Here is a 19,665-nt window from a genome sequence, read left to right on the forward strand (position 1 = left end):
GGTTCGGCATGCTCCGGCGCCTCTGCCGGTTCGGCATGCTCCGGCGCCTCCGGTGCCTCTGCCGGTTCGGCAATCACTGGTACGTCCGGTGCGTGTGCCAACTCCGGTGCGGTTGAAGATGACGCCGGCGCCGGCGGGACCTCAGCCGAAGATACGGGCGCGCTGGACGGAGTGGGCGTCGATGCGGGAACAACCGACGATGTGGCCGTGGAGGAAGCCGACGGATCAGCGGCGGGGGCGGCCGGCGACACAGTGGACGTCGCATCGGTCGGCGCAACGGTGGCGGTGGCGGCCACTGCTGCACCGGTGCCACCAGCGGCAACGACGGATGCTACAACAACGGCTTTTCCTGTGGTGCCCAGCGCACCCAGCCAGGGGATGATTCCTGCCATGACAGGGGAGTCCTTTCAATACAGAACATGAGACCGGCTGACCTCATGGACAGCCGAGCGCAACGGTACTTGACAGATGGGGGATCCTGCTCGCCAGTTCCTGGAAACTACGTCAATCCTTGGCGTTTCCTGCGCCGTCCACGCGGAGACAAAAACTCGCTAAGGCATGCCGGCACAATGCCATTGGTGCCAGGCCTGGCTGTGCCGTGGCCGGCACTTGGTCAGTTTCCTTCGGGTGTGAAGAGTCTGCCGAGTTCTTCGTTGACTTTGACCGGGTCGAAGTGTGCGGGATCGAAAGTTTCCTCTCCGCCGGATCGTTGCGCGGTTCCTTGGGCCCATTCGTGCAGGCCCTGGAGGTGCTCGCGGTCTGATTCATCGACGGCATCAGGGTTGGCCAGAGTGGCGATGAGGTCTTCATAGCCGCCGATTCCACCGGAGTCCTCCAGGGGGCAGCGTCGTTTACCGCGGATCACCCGGGCATGGGCGTCGTCACCGGTTTTCCTGACGGTTTCGATCCAGTCGATGCGGTGGAGCCAGCTATCGCCGAAGTCGTATGCGTAGAACAGCGGGGTTGAGCCTTCGTTGAGGACTTTCCCGAGCTGGACGGTCTCTTCAGGCAGGTACCAGCCCTCCTCGTCTTCTGCCCTGACGTAGGCAGGCGCCCAAGACCTGGCCTGTGTCCGTCCGCGGCCCGGGGTGTTCGGGTTGCGGTCGGTAAAGGAATGCAGGTGGGAGTTTTCCCAGCCAATGATCACCTGCAGAACGTCGTGGAATTCGTCCAGGTAAAGGCTGGAATCGACTTCGAATAGCCGCCAGATCTTTGGTTTACTCCCGACGAGGTGGACTCTGGCGCGCAGAAGCTTGCCTTTGGTTCTTGGCGTGGATCTCTCATTCGTGGCCATAGGGGGTCCTTTCCATCACAGAGCAGCGGCCTGGGCCAAGCGGTTGTCACCGGGGGTACGGTGTTCGGGTTCGGCAGAGATCTGGCCCAGGTTCAGGTGGGTGTTCATGTCCAGGGTGAAGCGTCCGTAGGGGTTGATATGGGTCCAGAACAACGGTGTGAGGCCCCTGCGGTCTTCCGGTTCGAGCAGTCCGGTGAACTCCTTGACCTCGAGCACGGTTTGCAGCAGCAGGGTGTTGACCAGGACCAGGGAGGATTGGAGCAGGTGCAGGGCGAGCATGGACACTTCGGTCGTTTCACGGTCAGGGCCCGTGAGGTCACGGTTTTTACCGTAGAAGACGACGTCGTTTCCGCTGTTCCAGTTCTCCACTACCTGCAAACCGGAATTGATTTCGCGTCGCAGGTCTTCGCTGGCGAGGTAGTCGGCGGCGAAGATCGTCCGCACGGCCCGGCCCAGTTCCTCCAGGGCCTGGTACGTGGGGTGTTTGGGCCCGCCCCGGGTGAAACGGCGCAGGATCGTCTCCGACTCTGCCGTGCCGAGTTTGAGGGCCGTGGCGTATTTGACCATCTGATCGTATTGCTGGGCGATGATCTCCCAATTGATCGGCCTGGACAACACGTCATTGATCTCGGCGTAGGCTTCTTCATTGCTGGCCCGGTAGAGGCGGATCGAGCCGATGTTCTTCAACCTCGGCAACAGCTTGAACCCCAGGAGTTCGGTGAACGCGAACCCCACGATCGAGGCCCCGTGGGTATCGACGTAGTTTGCTTCGATCTCGGCGTCGGTGTCGTGGCGCAGAACGCCTTCGATCATCGCCGCGACCTCGGAGGAGGAACAGTTCTTCAGCTGGGAATAGATGCAGGTCGATTTCTTTTCCACGTGCCAGTAGATCATCACGCCGGGACCACCGTAGCGGTTGTGCCATTCGGTCATCAGGTTTGATTCCCAGGAGCCGAACTTTTTCGAATCCGACGCACAGGCGTTCCCTTCACCCCACCAGTGAGGGTTCCTGGCCTCGAACGTGGCGTTGACGACCTTCACGATCGCCTGGCGCAGATTGTCCTTCGTGATGAATGTCCGGCGTACGTGGCGTAGCTCCCGCTCGCTCTCTCCGTGACCGCCGGCATCAGTGACCGCTTTGATGCCCATGTTCGTCCCAAGCCCGAACAGGCACAACAGCAAACGCCTGCGCAGGGTCTCACGGTCAAGGACCTCACGGGAGGCCACGGAAACAAACTCCCCGGTAAACCCGGTCAGGAAGTCCGCTTCCTTGAGGACTTCTAGCAAGTCCAGGGTGCCCCACCGGGCCAGGACCTCGGCCTTGAGTTTGCCCAGATTCACCGGCTCGTCGAGTTTTTCCAGCTTGGGGACCTTTATCCACGGCGCCCCACGGCGTCTGGTGATCTTCACTCCACCGGTGGTATCGGCCGGCAGCCCCTTATCCAGGTGCTCCAGTGACCTCCTCATTCTGGACTGAAGATCAAGAATGAACCTGGCCGGGTCCAACGGTTTCTGCAGGGCCTCGTAGTGGAGCTCACGGGAAGCGTCGAAGTCCTGGGGAAGGTCCTCTTCCGGGTCCCGCCATTTCCCCGCCCCGTCAACGAAAACCTCGCGGCGGCGCAAAGCGTCCCGTAAGGACACGAGCAGGCACAGCTCGTACGGGATCCGCTCGATCCTGCCCTTCTCGTCCCGGACAGCGCCCTCCCAGGACCTGGGCACCACACCCGCAACCGGGACTACCTCTCCGGGCGCGAAGAACTGGCTCTTACTTCCAGCATCCGCGTACCGTTCCAGCAACGCGATGGCATCCATGATGGGCCGGAACGCCGTGTTATGGCACCGGAACCGCAGCACGGACAGCAGCGCCGGTAACATCCGCCGGTAATGATTCGAGTACGAACCCCGCAACACGGTCCTCACCTTGCCCTGGAACACGCTCTCGTTGGCTTTTGCCTCCTGGACCAGTTGCCGCAGGGTTTTCTCACTCACCACCGGGAACACGGCCTCCCGGACCGTCTCATCCGGGCAGGCGACTGCCCTCTCGGCCAGTTTGAACAGCAAAGCCGTCTTGCCGCGCACCCTTTGCAGATCCTCGGTCAGTTCCTTCTCGACCTTCCTCACCGCGCCGGTATTGATCTTCAACACCAGCACGAGCAGCAAATCGACCAGGCTGTCAGCTATCTCTGCCGTCCGTTGATGACACAACGCCGCCAACAGCGTCAACCGCACCGGCGCCGGCGCGTCCTGGAAATCCGATGGATACATCCGTGCCGCCCGCGCCCGCCAGGCACTCACGACCTTCTCCGACACCCCGGCAAACAAGCCAGCCGGTAAATCAAGAGCCTGGGCTGCTGAAAGCTTCTCCACCTCCGCCAGCAACGACTCCAAACCAGCCGGGCCCGGATCAGCCTTCAACACCGACAACAGGGAACCGGCTGCACCATCAGCGACCAAGGCCTTCAGCCCAGCCGCACCGTCCGGGCCTAGAACCTTGCCCACATGAGCACACAGGCGCTGCTCAAACAACGCCCGGCCAGCACCAACAATCCTGCCCGCACGTCCCGGCGGCTCAATCCGCTCCTGACGACACCGGGACAGCGAAGCCTCCACAAGCGCAGACTCTCGAACCTCAGACGGGCACACCCTCTCCGCCAACCACCCAGCCAGCCGGGCCTCATCAGCGGTCGTGAACTCACGGAAACCAAAATGGGACCGGATCTCGGCCCGGTGGTACTTGATTGAGCGCCCGCCCCAGTAGGGAGCCAGCGCATCGGGAGGAACAGAAATCTGCGCCGCAATATAGTCCACCGCTCCCAGTGGAAGGTCAGAAGGCCCACCCGGGAACCTGGCATGTTGCTGAAAAAACTTCAGCAACACAGCAAACCCTGCCCGAGTCGCTCCTGACTTCCGCGCCATCAACGCCACATCTTCATCAACCAGCGTCCACGAATCAAGAAGCTCGCTCGTCAGCTCAAGGCCCATACCAGAACTCAACCCATCAACGCCACATCTTCATCAACCAGCGTCCACGAATCAAGAAGCTCGCTCGTCAGCTCAAGGCCCATACCAGAACTCAACCACACCTAGATTGCCCCTGAAGACACCTTCAGGACTACCGGGCCTGCGTGGCACGTGAGCGGCCCAAAGCCCAATACGCGCCTTCACTCAGCCACTGGTGCACCAAAGCCCGGTTAATCCGGGCAGGATCAGCCGAGAATTCAAAGCTCAAAGTCATGCACCCAATCCAATCACAGCGCCGGTGACCATCAACGAAGCGGGTGGCGGCTCAGAAGACCCGGCCACCCGCCGTCGTACTCCAATTTCTACTTCCGCTTCCGGAAATGCCCCTCGATACGCTGACCGTCGCGCAGGTGCGGACGAACCCAGGTCTGCCCCGGCTGGCTGTCCGGCGTTGTAGAGGCTCGATCAGGCCGATTCTTGTTCGTCGCGCGAAGTCCATCCATCTTTTGACGGGCAGGTCCTTCAAAAGCGTTCGCCATAAAGTCCAGCGCGTCCGCTTCCACGCCAGCTTTGAGTCCTGCATCACGCCAACCATCCAGAGCCTTGTCGATGCGTCGAAGGCGCGCTACCGCTGCATCCTGAGTAAGTCTGAATTGGGAAGCAGCGTCTAGAAGATTGCGGACGTCTCTATCGTCTGCGAAGTCTTCCTGCGTTAGGGGCGTATCTGATCGCCCCCGTGGCTCCGGGTTCACGTCGAACGATGGCGATAGCCGCCAACCGTTGCCTGTGTGCAAAAGCCCAAAGTTGCGCATGTGGTCATCAATATTGTTTGCCATGGCATTGAACGCCGCTCGCGAAAAAAGTTCGGGCAGGTCCTCCGACGGACTGCTGGATATCTTGCCCAGGCGCCGAGCCAGCGAAGCGTAATCTGGATGCTCCAACTCGGCGAGCCTGAATGCAGTCCGGAAGCTCATGTATGGAATGCGGGTCTGATCAAGACGGCGGTCAAAGCGTTCAGTAATAAACACAGAGCGGCCAGGGCCGAGCCCGATTCTTTGCGACGGGGCCACGTCAATTCCGGCAGCTTTCTGAAGCTCAATAGCGGCGAGCTCCCACGCGGAGGCATCTGTCACGTCCGCCACCCTCGGAAATTTGGCCAACAGTAAATGGCCATCCTCGGCCCGAACCCAGGCTTTAGGATGGGCGCCACCGGGGGAGGAGCCAACACCGATTAGTTCAGAAACTCCCGCGTCGATGACCCCGGTTTCCTCAAACCGTTGCGCGGCAGCAACAAGGTCCGGAAGGTCCTGAATGCCGGCATTCTTCTCAGACGCTGCTACGAATTCGCCGTCGAGCTGGAAACGAATGGCGCCTTGGCGCGTGTCATCGCTAACAGCCAAAACAAGGTCTGCTTCGCTCAGAGGAGCGGGCCGGCGCTTTTCTTGTATGGCGTCGCGGCGGAACTTTGCCTCGATCAGTTTTCGGCCCCAGCGATCAGGCGCGGCATCGTCAAAAGCCAGGAATGTGGACCGATGCGGTGCTGGGGTTTGTGGGCCACGGACAAGCGGCAAGTCAGGGGAGATGGCAAAGCTCTTTGTATCTGCTAGCCAAGCGTCGCTGTACGTGAAGGTCATGGAAGGCTGCTGAAAGCCCGGCCGTTTCTCCATAACAATTAATCCCACGGGGCTTTGGTCAATCCATACAAGCAGGCTCACTGAGTCACCTTCTTCACGCGCTGACGGGTGGTATTCGCCGCTCGCATCCGGCCCAGATCTGTTTCCAGGGGGTCAAACATTCGCGTCAACTTCTCATCGAGGCCCAGAACATTCACGATCGATAGGAAGCTACCGAACCGAACGCCTAACTCACCGTGTTCGATGCGAACCAAGACTTGAACGGAGACGTCTGCGCGCTCGGCAACTAGTTCCTGACTGAGGCCAAGAACCATACGCCACTGCCGAATCCGTTCGCCGATCAAGGCTGCGGAATCTTCAACTTCTGGGTCACGTGCCATGGGTATAACTTTACTCTTACAACGGATTACGGGCAATAACCAGTTATATGAGTGAAGTTATGAATCTTGCAGGTCTCAGAAACGGGTGACCGGATCACCAGACCCGGCCACCCGCCATCGCGCTCTAGCCCCACCCAACTGCCAGTCAGATTGCCTTACCGGGGTTCAGCGTGAGGCGCGGATCGATGGCTCGCTTAATCGCGTGCTGCAGCTCGTGGCTACGGGCGGAAAGTTCCAAAGCCGCCCAGTCGCGCTTAATGGTTCCCACGCCACGCTCACCGCTGACCGTCCCGCCCAAGGACAGTGCCACCTTCACCAGTTCAGTGGCAACTTCCACGAGTTCCGGCGGCGGGTGAGTGTCGTCGTCGTTCACTACATCCGCGGTAATCAACGGGTGCAGCGTGCCATCACCGGCGTGCGCAATGGCGCAAATGTTCACCCCAAACCGGGCCTCTAACGCCGGAAACGCCGCATAGATCTGCGGGATTGCGGACTTGGGAACCGCAATATCCTCGTCGATATACCACTTGCCCTCAGGCAGTCCGCGGCCGGATCGGTGCAGCTGCCAAAAGAACGCGTCATCGGCTTCCGACTCCGCAGTGACCCGCCCACCAACCTCTGTCAACGCCTGTGTGAGGTCCTCGGTTTGCTCGCTAATCCCGTACCCGTCAAGCTCAATCAGAATCAGCGAAGCACCACGGTCGCGGAGATTCGAACCCGAGAACGCATCGATATTCTCGAGGCTCGGAGTGTCAAAAAACTCAATAGCCGCGGGCCGAACGGGGGAGAGCGTAATCGCTGCGAGCCCCTGCGCGCCGGCCGCCGTGCTATCAAAAAAGGCTGTCACAGTCGTCCGCGCCACCGGGATGGGATGGACCCGCACCGTCGCGGCGACCACAATCCCCAAAATCCCCTCCGAACCCACAAACAAACTCGTCAGATCCAGGCCGGTCACCCCTTTAATGGAGCGGTGCCCCACGCTGATGAGACTGCCGTCCGGAAGTACGACGTCGAGCGCCAAGACAGATTGCCGGGTCACCCCATACTTTGCGCACCTCACTCCGCTCGCGTTAGTGGCGATGTTCCCGCCGATTGCGGAGATCCGCGAACTTGCCGGGTCCGGTGCGTAAAACAGGCCGTACGGTTCCAGATGCTCGTTGAGCTCAGTGTTGATCACGCCGGGTTCAACCACCGCAATCTCATCCAGCTCAGAGACCTCGATGATCCGGTTCAACTTTTCAGTGGAGATCACCACTTGTGTTGCTTCGGCGTTGGCTCCACCGGACAGCCCGCTTCCGGCGCCGCGCGGCACCACCGTCAGGCCAAGCTCGGCCGCGAGCCCCACGGAAAGCTGCACCTGCGCAGCAGTGGCGGGGAAAACTACGGTGGGTCCAGCGGCACCCTCGCCCGCGGCAATATGGGGAGTGCCGGCGTCGTACCCGTAGTGAACCGTGGCCGCGCCAGACTCAAGGATTTCCAGCTCCGGCTCAGCCCGGCGCAATTGCTGGGCGAACTGGGCGGCTAGAGTGGCGGCTTCGCTGGTTTTTTGTGGTGGCAAACTGATCTCTCCCGGCCTGGACATAGTCTTCAAAAACTAGCCGGGTTACGTCTCCACCCGCCATCAAAAAGACGCATGAATCAACATAGCGACGCCTGCGTTCACAATCCGACACGCGGCTTCACTTTCACCCCGCTGCTGCCGGCCCTCCTGCTGCTTCCCCCACCCAACTGACTGGCAGTTGTGGTTGTTAGACGCGCCCGAAAACAACCACAAATGACAGTCAGTTGGGTAAGTTTGGGGGAGGAAACTTAGAAGGAGATCCCATGGCGCACGTCATCGATTTTGTGAATGTATCCACCGCAGGCCTCGAGTCCTCCCCGGTGGTTGACGCCCTCGCAGGGCTGCGCGCCAACGAGGCCCGCTACTACTCCAACAAGTACAAACACGTCTTCACCACCAGCACGGCAGAGGAACTCCCCGAAGTTGCCGAGCGGGTAGCCCACATTTTGAAGGCCGAGCGGGACCTGGTTATCGGCTCGAAGCCGCTTGAAGTGAGCGAATTCGAGGTAGACGGGCTGCGGATGTCTTACGTTTTCTACGAATCCGGCCTGTCCATCAACGTCATGTACAGCGTTGATCCGGCCGGCAAACGCGCCGTCGGCTTCAAGCTCTCTGACGGCATGGAGATTCCTGAGGAACTCGAGCCCAAGTTCAAGTTCGCTCGCCAGAAGTCCAAGCTGGCCGGGACTATTCGCGGTTCCTACTTTGTGATCAAGGGCGAGTACTAGGCGTCGTGTTGCCGGGAGAGCCGCGGGGATTCGCCGGAGTTTCGTCAGGGTCGGCCGTGAGAGGGCCTGCAAAGTAATATTTCGTCACTTTAAGGCGTAACTTTGGCAGAAAGGTTCGTAACATAAGAGCAAGCAAGGGTTATACCTTGACATTTGCTCGCAAAGGACTTTCTGTGCAACTGCAGTCACTTCCAGTTTTGGACTTCTCCCGGCTCAACGCCGGCGAACAAGAAGCAGCAGCGTTCCGCGAAGAACTCCGTGAAGTTCTCCACGAAGTCGGCTTCCTCTACCTCACCGGCCACGGTATCGAGCAAGAACTCACAGAGTCCATTTTGGATCTGTCTCGCCGATTCTTTGAGCTCAGCGAGGACCAGAAGCTTGCCATCGAGAACGTCAACAGTCCGCAATTCCGTGGTTACACACGGATGGGCGGGGAACTAACCGACGGCAAAACTGACTTCCGCGAACAAATCGACATCGGTGTTGAGCGTTCCGCAGTCCCGGCCGACCCGGACACCGCTAACTATTGGCGGCTCGAAGGTCCCAACCTGTGGGTCCAGGAACTTCCCGAGATGCAAGCAGTGGTGGGCGAGTGGACGCAGCGTCTGAGCGAGATTTCCATGACGCTTTTGCGGGCCATCGCCGAATCACTCGGCGCCGAGCCTGACGCCTTTGACGCAGCCTTCGGCGAGAAAGCTTTCCCGTTGCTGAAGATCGTCCGCTACCCGGGCGAATCAAATCCGGAACCGAAGCAGGGTGTAGGCCAGCACCGCGACGGCGGAGTCATCACGCTGCTGTTGGTGGAACCTGAAAAGGGCGGCCTGCAAGTTGAATACAAAGGCCAGTGGATTGACGCCCCGCAAGTACCTGGCGCATTTGTAGTCAACATTGGCGAGATGCTTGAGCTCGCCACCAACGGCTACCTCAAGGCAACGCTGCACCGGGTTATTTCACCGCTCAAGGGCACTGACCGGATCTCGCTGCCGTTCTTCTACAACCCCGCGCTGGATTCAACGATGCCGCAATTAGCCGTGGCACCAGAGTTTCAGGAGAAGGCCCGCGGACTCAGCGTTGACCCGCTCAACAATCCCATTTTGGAAACCTACGGGGACAACGCCCTGCGCTACCGGCTGCGGGCACACCCCAACGTAGTTGAGGCCCAGCATCCGGACTTGCTGGCTGGCTAGCTTTATTCGAAGTGTTCTATTCAAACGGTGAGGGGTCACCCATACCGCGGCGAACCACCTCGGGGGAGCCGGAAGAGAAATCGATGACAGTGGTGGGCTCGGCGCCACAATCGCCGGCGTCCACCACGCCGTCGAGCACGTGATCCAAAACTTCCTTGATTTCCCAGCCCTGAATCATCGGCTCTGGCTCGTCCGGCAACAGCAAGGTGCTGGACAGCAGCGGTTCGCCGAGCTCGGCCAATAAGGCCTGCACCACGGCGTTGTCTGGGATGCGCACACCAACGGTTTTCTTTTTGGCATGCATCATCCGGCGCGGCACCTCTTTGGTGGCCGGCAGAATAAAGGTGTAACCGCCGGGCGTGACTGCTTTGATGGCGCGGAAAACGTCATTGCCCATCATCACAAACTGACCCAACTGGGCGAAGTCTTTACACACCAGTGTGAAGTGGTGCTTGTCGTCCAGTTGGCGGATGGTTTTGATCCGGTCCAAGGCGTCCTTGTTCCCCAACTGGGCACCGAGCGCGTAGCAAGAGTCCGTGGGGTACGCCACCAGCCCGCCGTCGCGCAGAATATCTCCGACTTGCGAGATCAATCGCGGCTGCGGGTCATCGGGGTGAACATCGAAGTATCTGGCCATAAATAGAGCCTACGCCCGCAAAAGCGCATTGTGTCGCTGAACTGGGCCAATGCCTGCCTGCACCACAACAGCGCCGTGCGGAACGCGACAATCGGTTGAGTGCAGCTCCACAGCCTTGTACCCTTATTGAGGCTCCGGGACGGCGCCGTTGCCTAGCACCAGAGTTAACAGTGCAAGGCGATGATGGAAAACACTTGGTGAACTATGATTTGCTGGGGCGTCTCGAGTTTGGGGACGGCATTACCAAACACTTTTCCTGCAGATTGGGCACCGGGTGGACATCACCGTCATGGTCGGAATGGTCATTATTTTGGCCCTCTTTTTCGACTTCACCAACGGCTTTCATGACACGGCCAACGCCATGGCCACACCCATCGCCACAGGCGCGATCAAGCCGAAACCGCCGTCGCACTGGCCGCAAGCCTGAACCTGGTTGGCGCGTTCCTCTCCACGGAAGTTGCCAAAACCATTTCCGGCGGACTGATCCGCGAAGGCTCCGAAGGCATTCACATCACCCCGGAGATCATTTTTGCGGGTCTTTTGGGCGCAATCTTGTGGAACATGTTTACTTGGCTCAAGGGACTGCCCTCCAGCTCTTCGCATGCCTTGTTCGGTGGTTTGATCGGTGCCGCCCTTGCCGGTATTGGCTTGCACTCCGTCAACTTTGACACCGTAATGCTGAAGGTCATTCTCCCAGCAGTATTCGCTCCGATCGTGGCCGGTAGTGTTGCCTATCTTTGCACCCGCGTAGCCTACGCAATCACGTCCCGTCACGATCCCGAAACAGGGGACAAGCTGACCCAAAAGCGCGGCGGATTCCGCACCGGTCAGATCTTTACCTCGAGCCTTGTGGCCTTGGCGCACGGTACTAACGATGCACAAAAAACCATGGGTATCATCACCCTGGTTCTGATCGCAGCTGGCACACAATCCGCAGGCTCCGGTCCGCAGTTCTGGGTTATTTGTGCTTGTGCCTTGGCTATTGCCATTGGCACCTATTCCGGTGGATGGCGGATCATTCGCACCATGGGAACGGGTCTCACAGAAGTTAAGCCTGCTCAGGGCTTCGCCGCTGAAGCCAGCACCGCCTCTGCCATCTTGGCGTCTTCGCACTTGGGTTTTGCCCTCTCAACGACTCAGGTGGCCTCAGGCTCTGTGATCGGTTCAGGACTGGGCCGCAAAGGCACTTCGGTGCGGTGGGGCACTGCAGGACGGATCGCCGTCGGCTGGTTGTTTACGCTCCCGGCAGCCGGCATTGTTGGCGCCCTCGCTGCCTACCTTGTTGCGATTGGCCCGGTTGGTGTGTTGATCGCCGCTGTTGCCGGCGTTGGAGCAATTGCCTACATGTTCTGGTACTCACGCAAAGACCACGTCAACCACCAAAACACTGTAGAGGTGGAAGAAGCTGGCGAGGTAGTGCGATTCCGGAAAAAGCGCAGAAGCAAGCCCAGCTCGGCTATCACCTCAGCAAAGAAGCCAGCGGGTCCGCCCCAGACGCGAGGGACGTCCAACACTGACGCAACGTCCAACACTGACGCAACGTCCAAGGAGACCGGCAAATGAAGTGGCTAGAACTCGTTATGGTGGCCGGTGCCACGCTGGTTTCGGCGATGACTGTTGTTGTCCTCTACTCACTGGGGGTGCGCCTCACCGCGATCTCAACCGGCAGTGGGACCGTGCCCGCAGGCCGTCAGCGCCTCGCCAAATTCTTCTCGATCGTTTGCTTCGCGGTATGCGGTTTGGCAGTTCTTTTTGGCATTTACCTGATAGTTCCGTACTTCTCTAAGTAGAGTCAGCTCTATGGCTGACTTTGTGTACTACTTAGCGACGTCCCTCGACGGATTTATTGCCACCGACGATGACTCCCTGGACTGGTTGATGCAGTTCGATTCACCCGAACTGAACCAAAGCATTTCCACCTTTATGGCATCAGTGGGGTCCATCGTTATGGGCGCCAGCACCTTCCAGTGGCTTCGCGAGCACGACGACGGCACGTGGCCGTACGCTGGCACGCCCTGTTGGGTTTTCACACACCATGAGTTCTCCGCACCGCCCGGAGCGGACGTCACTTTTGTGCGGGGCCCGGTGGCCGAATTTGTTCCGGACCTCGCTGCCGAGGCCGGGGACAAAAACGTTTGGCTTATGGGCGGTGGGGACATCGTGGCCCAATTCGCCCAAGCAGGCGCCCTGAATAAAATCATCCAGACAGTAGTGCCCGTAGCCCTAGGTTCCGGACGTCGTATGCTTCCCTTGGTCACTCCGACGCCGGTCTTGGCGCTGGATTCGAGCCGCACAGTGGGCGGGGGAGCCGTAGAGATGTGCTTCAGCTTTCCGGACACCCCCGCAGAGTCTTAGCTGGTTTTTGGGTTAGGCCTTACCAAGTTGGTGATTCGGCACGTCGAGAGGCGGCGTCCCTGCTCGTCCGTCATCACAATTTCATGGGTGGTCAAAGTCCGGCCCAAGTGAACGGCCGTGCATGTGCCCGTGACAGTTCCGGCAGCAATGGAGCGGTGGTGGGTACCGTTGATTTCGATTCCTACTGCGTGGGCGTTAGGTCCAGCGTGAATGCCGGCAGCGAAGGAGCCCAGGGTTTCGGCCAGCACCATGTGGGCGCCACCATGTAGGATCCCCACAACCTGGGTGTTCCCTTCAACCGGCATGGTTGCCACCGCTCGCTCAGCCGAGAGCTCGCTAAAAACTATTCCCATCTTCGCCACCAGCGCGCCAACGCCGTGTCCGCTCAGCCAATCATGCATATGCGCCGGCACTCCGGCGGCTTCAAGCTGGTCTGAGAACTTATTGCGCGTGAAATTGTCCGTCATGGGAACTAGGCTGGCACTTGTGAGTGAAACAACCAAAACGGTCCCGTCCCCGTCCGCCCCTGAAGCCTCAGCAACCCAGGCACCAGTAGTCCCCACCGACGAGGGGCGTAAGCGGTTACTTGTGTTGGATGGACACTCCATGGCCTTCCGGGCGTTCTATGCGCTCCCGGCTGAAAACTTTGCAACCTCCACGGGGCAGCACACCAACGCCGTGCATGGATTCACCTCCATGCTCATCAACCTCATCAAAGAACAGAAACCCACACACGTAGCCGTGGCCTTTGACGTTTCTGACGACACCACGTTCCGCAAAGCCGAGTATGACGGCTACAAGGGTGGACGCAACGCTACCCCTCCCGAGTTCTACGGGCAGATCGATCTGATCGACAAAGTGATGGGTGCGTGGGGCGTAAAAACCATCAAAATGCCCGGTTATGAAGCTGACGACATTCTGGCCACCCTCGCTGCTGAAGCCGGCAACGAAGGCTGGGAAGTTCTTCTAGTCTCAGGTGACCGGGACTCCTTCCAGCTGATTACCGACAACGTTTTTGTGCTTTACCCCAAACAGGGTGTGTCCAACATTCCTCGGATGGACGCTGCAGCTATTCAGGAAAAGTACTTTGTTTCACCGCAGCAGTACTCTGACCTCGCAGCGCTGGTGGGTGAGACGGCGGACAACCTGCCTGGTGTCCCAGGCGTTGGTCCCAAAACAGCAGCTAAATGGATCAACCTTTATGGTGGGCTAGAAGGCATCCTCGAAAACATCGACAAGATCGGTGGAAAAGTCGGGGATTCCCTGCGGGCCCATGTTGACGATGTCAAGCGCAACCGGCGGCTCAACCGTTTGCTCACGGACCTTAAGCTGCCCGTAAGCCTCGATGAGCTTGAAGAGCCGCGGCCAGACCAAGACGCCGTTGAAGAACTCTTCGACACCCTCGAATTCAAAACGCTGCGCACACGCCTCTTCGCCCTGTATGGTGAGGACGCAAAAACCACGTCCGTGCCGGATTTCGAAACCCCCGAATATGTCACTCTGGACACCGCTGATGGCCTTTCCCAGTTCATCGCTGATGGTGGCTCCGAGCGTATTGCCCTTGCCGTAGCTATGGTGCCGCTGAACCTTGGGCTCGACGCTGAAGCCGTGGCTTTGCTGCACTCTCAGGGTGCAGCGTTCCTAAACCTCAGTGATTTGGATGCTTCCACTGAGTCCGTTCTTGCGGCATGGTTGGGCGACACTCAGGCGCCAAAGATTGTGCATGAATTCAAAGAGTCCCTCAAAGCTCTCCATGAGCGCGGGTTGCCGCTGGCCGGGGTAGTTGATGACACCTCAATTTCTGGCTACCTCATCCAACCCGACCGGCGTAATTATGATCTCGCCGAGCTCGCTACACACCACTTGAAGATCCAGCTCGCAACCGCGGCAGCTCCTAGCGGCCAACTTGAGCTCAACCTGGGTGAGGACCGCGGAGCTGCAGCCGCCGCGCTTGTCCAGCGTGCCGCCGTCGTACAGAAACTCAGCGCCTTTTTTGAAGGCGAACTCCGCGACCGGAAGGCGCAGGAGCTCCTCACTACGCTTGAATTGCCCGTGGCGCAGGTGCTGGCGGAGATGGAGATCGCCGGCATTGCTGTCTCGCAGGAGCGGATGAATGACCAGCTAGCTGATCTGGCTAAAGTCGTTGAGCACGCTCAGGAGCAAGCGTTTGCGGCCATTGGGCACGAGGTGAACCTGGGCTCGCCCAAGCAACTGCAAACCGTGCTCTTTGAAGAGCTCGAGTTGCCCAAAACCAAAAAGATTAAATCCGGTTACACCACCGATGCTGCTTCTTTGAAGAATCTTCTGGAAAAGACCGGGCACGAATTTTTGGTCCAATTGATGGCACACCGTGAGTCCTCCAAGCTGCGGCAAATGGTGGAGACGCTCAAGAAGTCTGTTGCTGCTGACGGAAGAATTCACACCACCTACGCGCAGAACGTTGCAGCGACGGGCCGTATCTCGTCCAACAATCCCAACCTTCAAAACATCCCGGTTCGCAGTGAAGAAGGCCGGCGTGTGCGGGGCATTTTTGTGGTCAGCGACGGCTACGAATGCTTGCTCTCCGCGGACTACTCACAAATCGAGATGCGGATTATGGCGCACCTGTCCGGGGACGCGGGACTGATTCAGGCGTACAAAGAAGGTGAAGATCTTCACCGCTACGTTGGTTCCCACATCTTCAAGGTAGAACCGGCTGAGGTCACTAGCGCTATGCGTTCAAAGGTCAAGGCGATGTCCTACGGCCTGGCATACGGGCTTACGTCCTTTGGCTTATCCAAACAACTGGAAATCTCAGTTGATGAAGCCCGGACGCTGATGAAGGAGTACTTCGACCGCTTTGGGGCGGTGCGCGATTACCTGCGTACCGTGGTGGAACAGGCTCGTATTGATGGGTACACCTCAACGATTGAGGGCCGCCGCCGCTACCTACCGGATCTGACCAGCACTGACCGTCAGTTGCGTGAAATTGCCGAACGCGTGGCTCTCAACTCGCCCATCCAAGGCTCGGCCGCGGACATCATCAAGCGCGCCATGCTCGGTGTGGCAGGGGAGCTACAGTCGCAAGGCCTCAAGTCCCGAATGTTGTTGCAGGTCCATGACGAACTTGTGCTTGAAGTGGCGCCGGGGGAGTTGGCCGCAGTGGAGAAGCTCGTGACTGAGCAGATGGGTGCCGCCGCGGATCTATCTGTGCCTCTTGAAGTGCAGATCGGGATTGGTTCAAGCTGGCACGACGCCGGACACTAACCCCTTCACCACCAACACCCGGGCACCAAAAGTTGAATCGGAGCGGCGCGTGAGCGAGCCTAAGTACGATCTCAAGAAAGCCTACCGGGAGCTGTACGCCCCCAAACCGGACAGCTTTAGTGTGGTCACCGTTCCGGAGTTCAGCTATTTGGCGGTGGAAGGGGTGGGGGACCCCAACACCTCAGCCGAGTATGCCGCTGCTGTGACGGCTCTATTTTCGGTTGCCTACATGGTGAAGTTTGCTAGCAAAGCGGCCGGACAGAATTACGTGGTGGGTCCGCTTGAGGGATTGTGGAGCGCCGAGGATCCGGGTGCCTTTGCGCGTCGAGAAAAGGACGCCTGGGTGTGGACCATGATGATCGCGCTGCCGGAGTGGATTACGCAGAGCGACGTCGAAGCCGGGGTGGAAAAGGCTGCCGCGAAGTTCGATTCTGGGACGGGGAAAGCTGAAGCGGACGTTCAAGTGGTTAGCCCGTCATTTGACGGCGTGCGCATGGTGAAGTTCGAAGAGGGCCTCGCCGTGCAGGTCCTCCATGTCGGCAGCTACGACGACGAAGGTCCCATCCTCGAGCGCCTGCATCAGGAGTACATGCCCGCGCATGGCTTCGAGTTTGCCGGCCCGCATCATGAGATCTATTTGAGCGATCCGCGCAGGGTCGCCCCGGAGAAGCTACGGACGGTTCTCCGTCAGCCGGTCCGGCGGAGCTAGACATTTGGTACCACCTGGTGTGCGAGTAGCTAGGCACTGAGACTATCTAGCCTCTCGGTCCTAGGTTTTCTCGGTCTTAGGTTCTCGCGACTTGCTGGGTGTCGCCACATGCTGGGTGTCGCCACAGCGAGACGCTGCTGGCTTCGGTACGCGAACTGGGATGTTCTGGACCCGTTACTAGTACCTCCGTGATGACTCCTTCCCATAGCGCCGACCCGGTGGTCGGAACAGGTCCGGTTGCTCGATGATCTTTCGCGCGGAACCGCCGCAACTCTTTCACCCACTGTCCAGCCGCATGAGGTGGCCATTGTGCAAATGAGTTTGGTGGCCGAGGTGGCATGCGCGCTGACGGTCAGTGAGGCTTCAGCCGGCGGGTTGCTTGAAGAAGCGCGACGCCTAACCAGTATGTTGCCGTTGACGCTGAAATCTCTTGCAACGGGGAAGATTTCGTACCAACATGCTCGAGTGGTGTGCTCAGAGGTCGAGGGGCTCGAACCGGGGGTTGCGTCCGATGTTGAGCGGCACTTTTTCGATCCCGACGCTAAGAACCCCGCCCGCGGGTGTCCCGCAGGGGAACTCGTGCCGGTCCGCTTTCGGGCCAAGGTGAGAAACTGGCGTGAACGCCACCATCCGGACAGCATCACCGCCCGGCATGCGAAGGGCGAAGCTGACCGGCACTTAGAATTCACCCCGGACCGCGACGGAATGGCCTGGCTGTCGGCGTACCTGCCCGCGGATAAGGCGTTGGCGATTTGGAACCGAGCCACCGCGGCCGCCCGAGAGTTGCAGGGGAGTACTCCTGAAAACACGAGGGAGCAAAGAACTCTTTCCCAGTTACGTGTGGATGTTGCCGCGGCCTGGTTGCTCGGAGGTGCCAGCGTCGAGGTTCCTACACCTCAAGCGCAGGTACTGGTCACCGTCCCCGTAATGGCGCTCATGGGTGTCACCGAGGAACCAGCCATCCTCGACGGTTACGGTCCGATTTCACCTGCCATGGCACGGGAACTGGTGGCCGAGGGGTGCGATTCGTTTATGCGAGTGCTTGTTGATCCACGAGACGGCGCACCGTTGGAAATCGGACGGAACAGTTACCGGGTGCCTAAAGCTATGCGGCAATGGCTTCGAATGAGAGACGGGAAATGCCCCTTCCCTGGCTGCCGAAACAATTCTTTGGATAACGAAGCCGACCACATCCATTCATGGGCCAGCGGTGGAACCACCGGCATCAGCAACCTTGGCCAGCCGTGCAAAAAGCATCACCGGCTCAAACACGGAACCACGTGGCGGCCGACGCTGGCCGGCAAGCATGAACCACCCGGCTGGATCTCACCGCACGGTAAGAAATACGAAAGTGAAACCCAAGACTGGGAACCGTCGTGGTTACCTCCATTGGCCACACTCTGAGTTCACCTTGGGTAAAACCGTAGCGGGTGCCTTGGCCCGGTCTGACTTGGCCCGGCTGTCGACAATCCTCATTCGTCAGAGTCACCACCGCTCCCGGCATCCTGCGTTGTCCGCTGCCGTCTTGTTCGCTAGGGTCTAGGAGTGGCCACTGAACAGCAGAAATACACCATCCACCGCCTGCCCACTCCAGCCAAGGACTCGCCCAAATATGGCCGTGCCAAAAACTGGTATCAAGCTGTTTCTTTCGGTTTTCACGAGTCCCGTGTCACTGAGGAGCTCGTTGATGCTTCACTAGCCACTCTTCTGGTAGACCAGATGGTGCTGACGGGTGTCTACCAGAACGGAGAACCCGCAGCTCATTCCCTGCCAGCTGACGTTCCCGTTGCCACATTCGCCACCTTCCGTAAGAGCATCAACGTTGGCTTCGGCCAACTCCAAGACGCGCTGCTCATCACTGATGTCACGGTGCGGCCAACCCACCGCCGGCGTGGATTGCTGCGCGGAATGATGCTGGCCGAGCTTGAGCGAGCCAAAGATGATGGGCTGGCAGTAGCCGCTCTGACCGCTTCAGAAGGCAGCATCTACGGTCGCTTCGGATTTGGTGTGACCAGCTATGAACGCCGCCTGAAAATTGACACTTCTGCTCGCTTTAAACTGCGTCACGAAGCCACCGGCAGCGTAGAAATTGTGGAGCCCAAGGTCCTGCTGGAACTTGCCCCCAGCATTTTTGCCCGAGTTCACCGCGCCACTCCAGGCTCAGTGGACCGTCAAGAGATCTACCGGCTTCGCATCGCCGGTGAACACGGCAGCGACGGCAAGGTTGATCACTCCATTCGAGCAGCCGTTCACTACGGCGCAGATGGTTCACCCGACGGCTACGTGTCCTACAAGTTCATGGGGTGGGAAACCGAACCCGCCACCATGGAAATTGTAGACATCGTAGCCGCAACGGACGCCGCCTACCTGGAACTCTGGCAATTCCTCGCCAGCATTGACCTGGTGGAGCGCGTTGTGTGGAATCAAGCACCTATTGATGACCCGCTCGCATGGGCCTTGACTGATCCTCGCTGCATCAAGAGTGCTGGTTATCTGGACCTTCTTTGGCTACGCATTTTGGACACACAGGCAGCACTGAGCGCCCGCCGCTATGCGGTGGATGATCGCTTGGTTATCAAGGTTGAAGATCCGCTCGAATTTGCCAGTGGACTCTACCTTCTGGACGTGAACGGCAGCGTCCCCACAGTAGAGCTGATCACTGAAGCTGACGCGGAAAACGGGGGTGTTGTGGCGGACCTTGAGCTCGACGCTTCGGCTCTAGCATCGATCTACCTTGGTGGCGTGAACCCGGTGAGCTTGCTCGCTGCAGGCCGTTTGGTAGAGCGCACCGCCGGTGCGGCCATGCGTGCGTCCTTGCTCTTCGCCGTCGAACGCCCCGTGCACTGCCTCACGCACTTCTAATCCGCACCGTGACCGCAGCGCAGGACAGCTGTGCCCACTTTGACCCAGCTTTGCTTTGGCTACTACAATGAACGGGCGTGCACTACGTGTGCGCGAACAATCCAACATTTC

Annotated in this window: 16 protein-coding genes and 2 pseudogenes; 9 read left to right on the forward strand and 9 right to left on the reverse strand. The window is 59.2% G+C overall.

Annotation, left to right across the window (positions count from 1 at the left end; genetic code table 11):
- The 7 genes and pseudogenes from ACQQCD_RS03585 to ACQQCD_RS03615 form a co-directional block, all read right to left on the reverse strand.
- Window positions 1-392 (reverse strand): annotated as a pseudogene (locus ACQQCD_RS03585) (hypothetical protein); the annotation flags it as partial.
- Window positions 393-613: 221 nt separating this feature from the next.
- Window positions 614-1,294, reverse strand: a complete 681-nt coding sequence (locus ACQQCD_RS03590) for a plasmid pRiA4b ORF-3 family protein (protein ID WP_236803071.1) — start codon at window positions 1,292-1,294, stop codon at window positions 614-616.
- A gap of 15 nt (window positions 1,295-1,309) precedes the next feature.
- Window positions 1,310-4,276 (reverse strand): Tn3 family transposase, encoded by a 2,967-nt coding sequence (locus ACQQCD_RS03595; RefSeq protein ID WP_236803072.1) that lies wholly within the window; start codon window positions 4,274-4,276, stop codon window positions 1,310-1,312.
- A gap of 130 nt (window positions 4,277-4,406) precedes the next feature.
- On the reverse strand, window positions 4,407-4,529 hold the full coding sequence (locus tag ACQQCD_RS03600; protein ID WP_430267042.1) for a hypothetical protein: 123 nt from the start codon (window positions 4,527-4,529) through the stop codon (window positions 4,407-4,409).
- 88 nt (window positions 4,530-4,617) lie between these two features.
- Window positions 4,618-5,970, reverse strand: a complete 1,353-nt coding sequence (locus tag ACQQCD_RS03605) for a type II toxin-antitoxin system HipA family toxin (protein ID WP_430267043.1) — start codon at window positions 5,968-5,970, stop codon at window positions 4,618-4,620.
- Window positions 5,967-6,269 (reverse strand): helix-turn-helix domain-containing protein, encoded by a 303-nt coding sequence (locus ACQQCD_RS03610; protein WP_430267044.1) that lies wholly within the window; start codon window positions 6,267-6,269, stop codon window positions 5,967-5,969. Before ACQQCD_RS03610 ends, ACQQCD_RS03605 begins: the two co-directional genes overlap by 4 nt.
- Before the next feature lie 145 nt (window positions 6,270-6,414).
- A complete protein-coding gene (locus ACQQCD_RS03615) occupies window positions 6,415-7,851 on the reverse strand; it encodes an FAD-binding oxidoreductase (RefSeq protein ID WP_430267045.1) in 1,437 nt (478 codons plus the stop codon).
- A 242-nt stretch (window positions 7,852-8,093) separates the two neighbouring features.
- Between ACQQCD_RS03615 and ACQQCD_RS03620 the strand changes: the two genes are divergently transcribed.
- Window positions 8,094-8,558: a phage tail protein gene (locus tag ACQQCD_RS03620; protein ID WP_430267046.1), complete on the forward strand. Its 465-nt coding sequence runs from the start codon at window positions 8,094-8,096 to the stop codon at window positions 8,556-8,558.
- 173 nt (window positions 8,559-8,731) lie between these two features.
- Window positions 8,732-9,745 carry an isopenicillin N synthase family dioxygenase gene (locus ACQQCD_RS03625; RefSeq protein WP_430267047.1) on the forward strand — a complete coding sequence of 338 codons (1,014 nt, stop codon included), beginning with the start codon at window positions 8,732-8,734 and terminating at the stop codon, window positions 9,743-9,745.
- A 16-nt stretch (window positions 9,746-9,761) separates the two neighbouring features.
- Here the strand turns inward: ACQQCD_RS03625 and ACQQCD_RS03630 are convergent, their stop codons facing one another.
- Complete coding sequence (locus ACQQCD_RS03630; RefSeq protein ID WP_430267048.1) at window positions 9,762-10,382, reverse strand: L-threonylcarbamoyladenylate synthase; 621 nt, start codon at window positions 10,380-10,382, stop codon at window positions 9,762-9,764.
- A 274-nt stretch (window positions 10,383-10,656) separates the two neighbouring features.
- Between ACQQCD_RS03630 and ACQQCD_RS03635 the strand changes: the two are divergent.
- The 3 genes and pseudogenes from ACQQCD_RS03635 (at window position 10,657) to ACQQCD_RS03645 (ending at window position 12,737) form a co-directional block, all read left to right on the forward strand.
- A pseudogene (locus ACQQCD_RS03635) lies at window positions 10,657-11,945 on the forward strand (inorganic phosphate transporter).
- A complete protein-coding gene (locus ACQQCD_RS03640) occupies window positions 11,942-12,172 on the forward strand; it encodes a hypothetical protein (RefSeq protein ID WP_430267049.1) in 231 nt (76 codons plus the stop codon). Before ACQQCD_RS03635 ends, ACQQCD_RS03640 begins: the two are co-directional and overlap by 4 nt.
- Window positions 12,173-12,182: 10 nt before the next feature.
- Window positions 12,183-12,737, forward strand: a complete 555-nt coding sequence (locus ACQQCD_RS03645) for a dihydrofolate reductase family protein (protein WP_430267050.1) — start codon at window positions 12,183-12,185, stop codon at window positions 12,735-12,737.
- On the opposite strand, the gene ACQQCD_RS03650 is transcribed toward ACQQCD_RS03645, so the two are convergent.
- Entirely contained in the window at window positions 12,734-13,204 is a 471-nt protein-coding gene (locus ACQQCD_RS03650) for a hotdog fold thioesterase (protein WP_430267051.1), read from the reverse strand. The two genes, ACQQCD_RS03645 and ACQQCD_RS03650, sit on opposite strands and share 4 nt — an antisense overlap.
- A 139-nt stretch (window positions 13,205-13,343) precedes the next feature.
- Here ACQQCD_RS03650 and polA point away from each other — a divergent pair, with 139 nt between their 5' ends.
- From polA to ACQQCD_RS03670, 4 genes are all read left to right on the forward strand, one after another.
- Window positions 13,344-15,983, forward strand: coding sequence for a DNA polymerase I (polA, locus tag ACQQCD_RS03655; protein WP_430267278.1), 2,640 nt, complete (start codon window positions 13,344-13,346; stop codon window positions 15,981-15,983).
- 49 nt (window positions 15,984-16,032) lie between these two features.
- The gene (locus ACQQCD_RS03660; RefSeq protein WP_430267052.1) at window positions 16,033-16,692 is read left to right on the forward strand and encodes a GyrI-like domain-containing protein; all 660 of its coding nucleotides are present in this window, start codon (window positions 16,033-16,035) and stop codon (window positions 16,690-16,692) included.
- A 315-nt stretch (window positions 16,693-17,007) separates the two neighbouring features.
- Window positions 17,008-18,096, forward strand: coding sequence for a DUF222 domain-containing protein (locus tag ACQQCD_RS03665; RefSeq protein WP_430267279.1), 1,089 nt, complete (start codon window positions 17,008-17,010; stop codon window positions 18,094-18,096).
- Between the two features lie 141 nt (window positions 18,097-18,237).
- Complete coding sequence (locus ACQQCD_RS03670; protein WP_430267053.1) at window positions 18,238-19,554, forward strand: GNAT family N-acetyltransferase; 1,317 nt, start codon at window positions 18,238-18,240, stop codon at window positions 19,552-19,554.
- The last annotated feature ends 111 nt before the right edge of the window (window positions 19,555-19,665 follow it).

Source organism: Pseudarthrobacter sp. J1763, assembly GCF_050490295.1.
GTDB lineage: Bacteria > Actinomycetota > Actinomycetes > Actinomycetales > Micrococcaceae > JBNPEO01.

What these genes read in the sequence shown, in the direction of transcription:
- ACQQCD_RS03590 (WP_236803071.1), bottom strand. Translation starts at nt 1,294, where the DNA reads ATGGCCACGAATGAGAGATCCACGCCAAGAACCAAAGGCAAGCTTCTG.
- ACQQCD_RS03595 (WP_236803072.1), bottom strand. Translation starts at nt 4,276, where the DNA reads ATGGGCCTTGAGCTGACGAGCGAGCTTCTTGATTCGTGGACGCTGGTT.
- ACQQCD_RS03600 (WP_430267042.1), bottom strand. Translation starts at nt 4,529, where the DNA reads ATGACTTTGAGCTTTGAATTCTCGGCTGATCCTGCCCGGATTAACCGG.
- ACQQCD_RS03610 (WP_430267044.1), bottom strand. Translation starts at nt 6,269, where the DNA reads ATGGCACGTGACCCAGAAGTTGAAGATTCCGCAGCCTTGATCGGCGAA.
- ACQQCD_RS03615 (WP_430267045.1), bottom strand. Translation starts at nt 7,851, where the DNA reads ATGTCCAGGCCGGGAGAGATCAGTTTGCCACCACAAAAAACCAGCGAA.
- ACQQCD_RS03620 (WP_430267046.1), top strand. Translation starts at nt 8,094, where the DNA reads ATGGCGCACGTCATCGATTTTGTGAATGTATCCACCGCAGGCCTCGAG.
- ACQQCD_RS03630 (WP_430267048.1), bottom strand. Translation starts at nt 10,382, where the DNA reads ATGGCCAGATACTTCGATGTTCACCCCGATGACCCGCAGCCGCGATTG.
- ACQQCD_RS03640 (WP_430267049.1), top strand. Translation starts at nt 11,942, where the DNA reads ATGAAGTGGCTAGAACTCGTTATGGTGGCCGGTGCCACGCTGGTTTCG.
- ACQQCD_RS03645 (WP_430267050.1), top strand. Translation starts at nt 12,183, where the DNA reads ATGGCTGACTTTGTGTACTACTTAGCGACGTCCCTCGACGGATTTATT.
- ACQQCD_RS03650 (WP_430267051.1), bottom strand. Translation starts at nt 13,204, where the DNA reads ATGACGGACAATTTCACGCGCAATAAGTTCTCAGACCAGCTTGAAGCC.
- polA (WP_430267278.1), top strand. Translation starts at nt 13,344, where the DNA reads ATGGCCTTCCGGGCGTTCTATGCGCTCCCGGCTGAAAACTTTGCAACC.
- ACQQCD_RS03665 (WP_430267279.1), top strand. Translation starts at nt 17,008, where the DNA reads ATGAGTTTGGTGGCCGAGGTGGCATGCGCGCTGACGGTCAGTGAGGCT.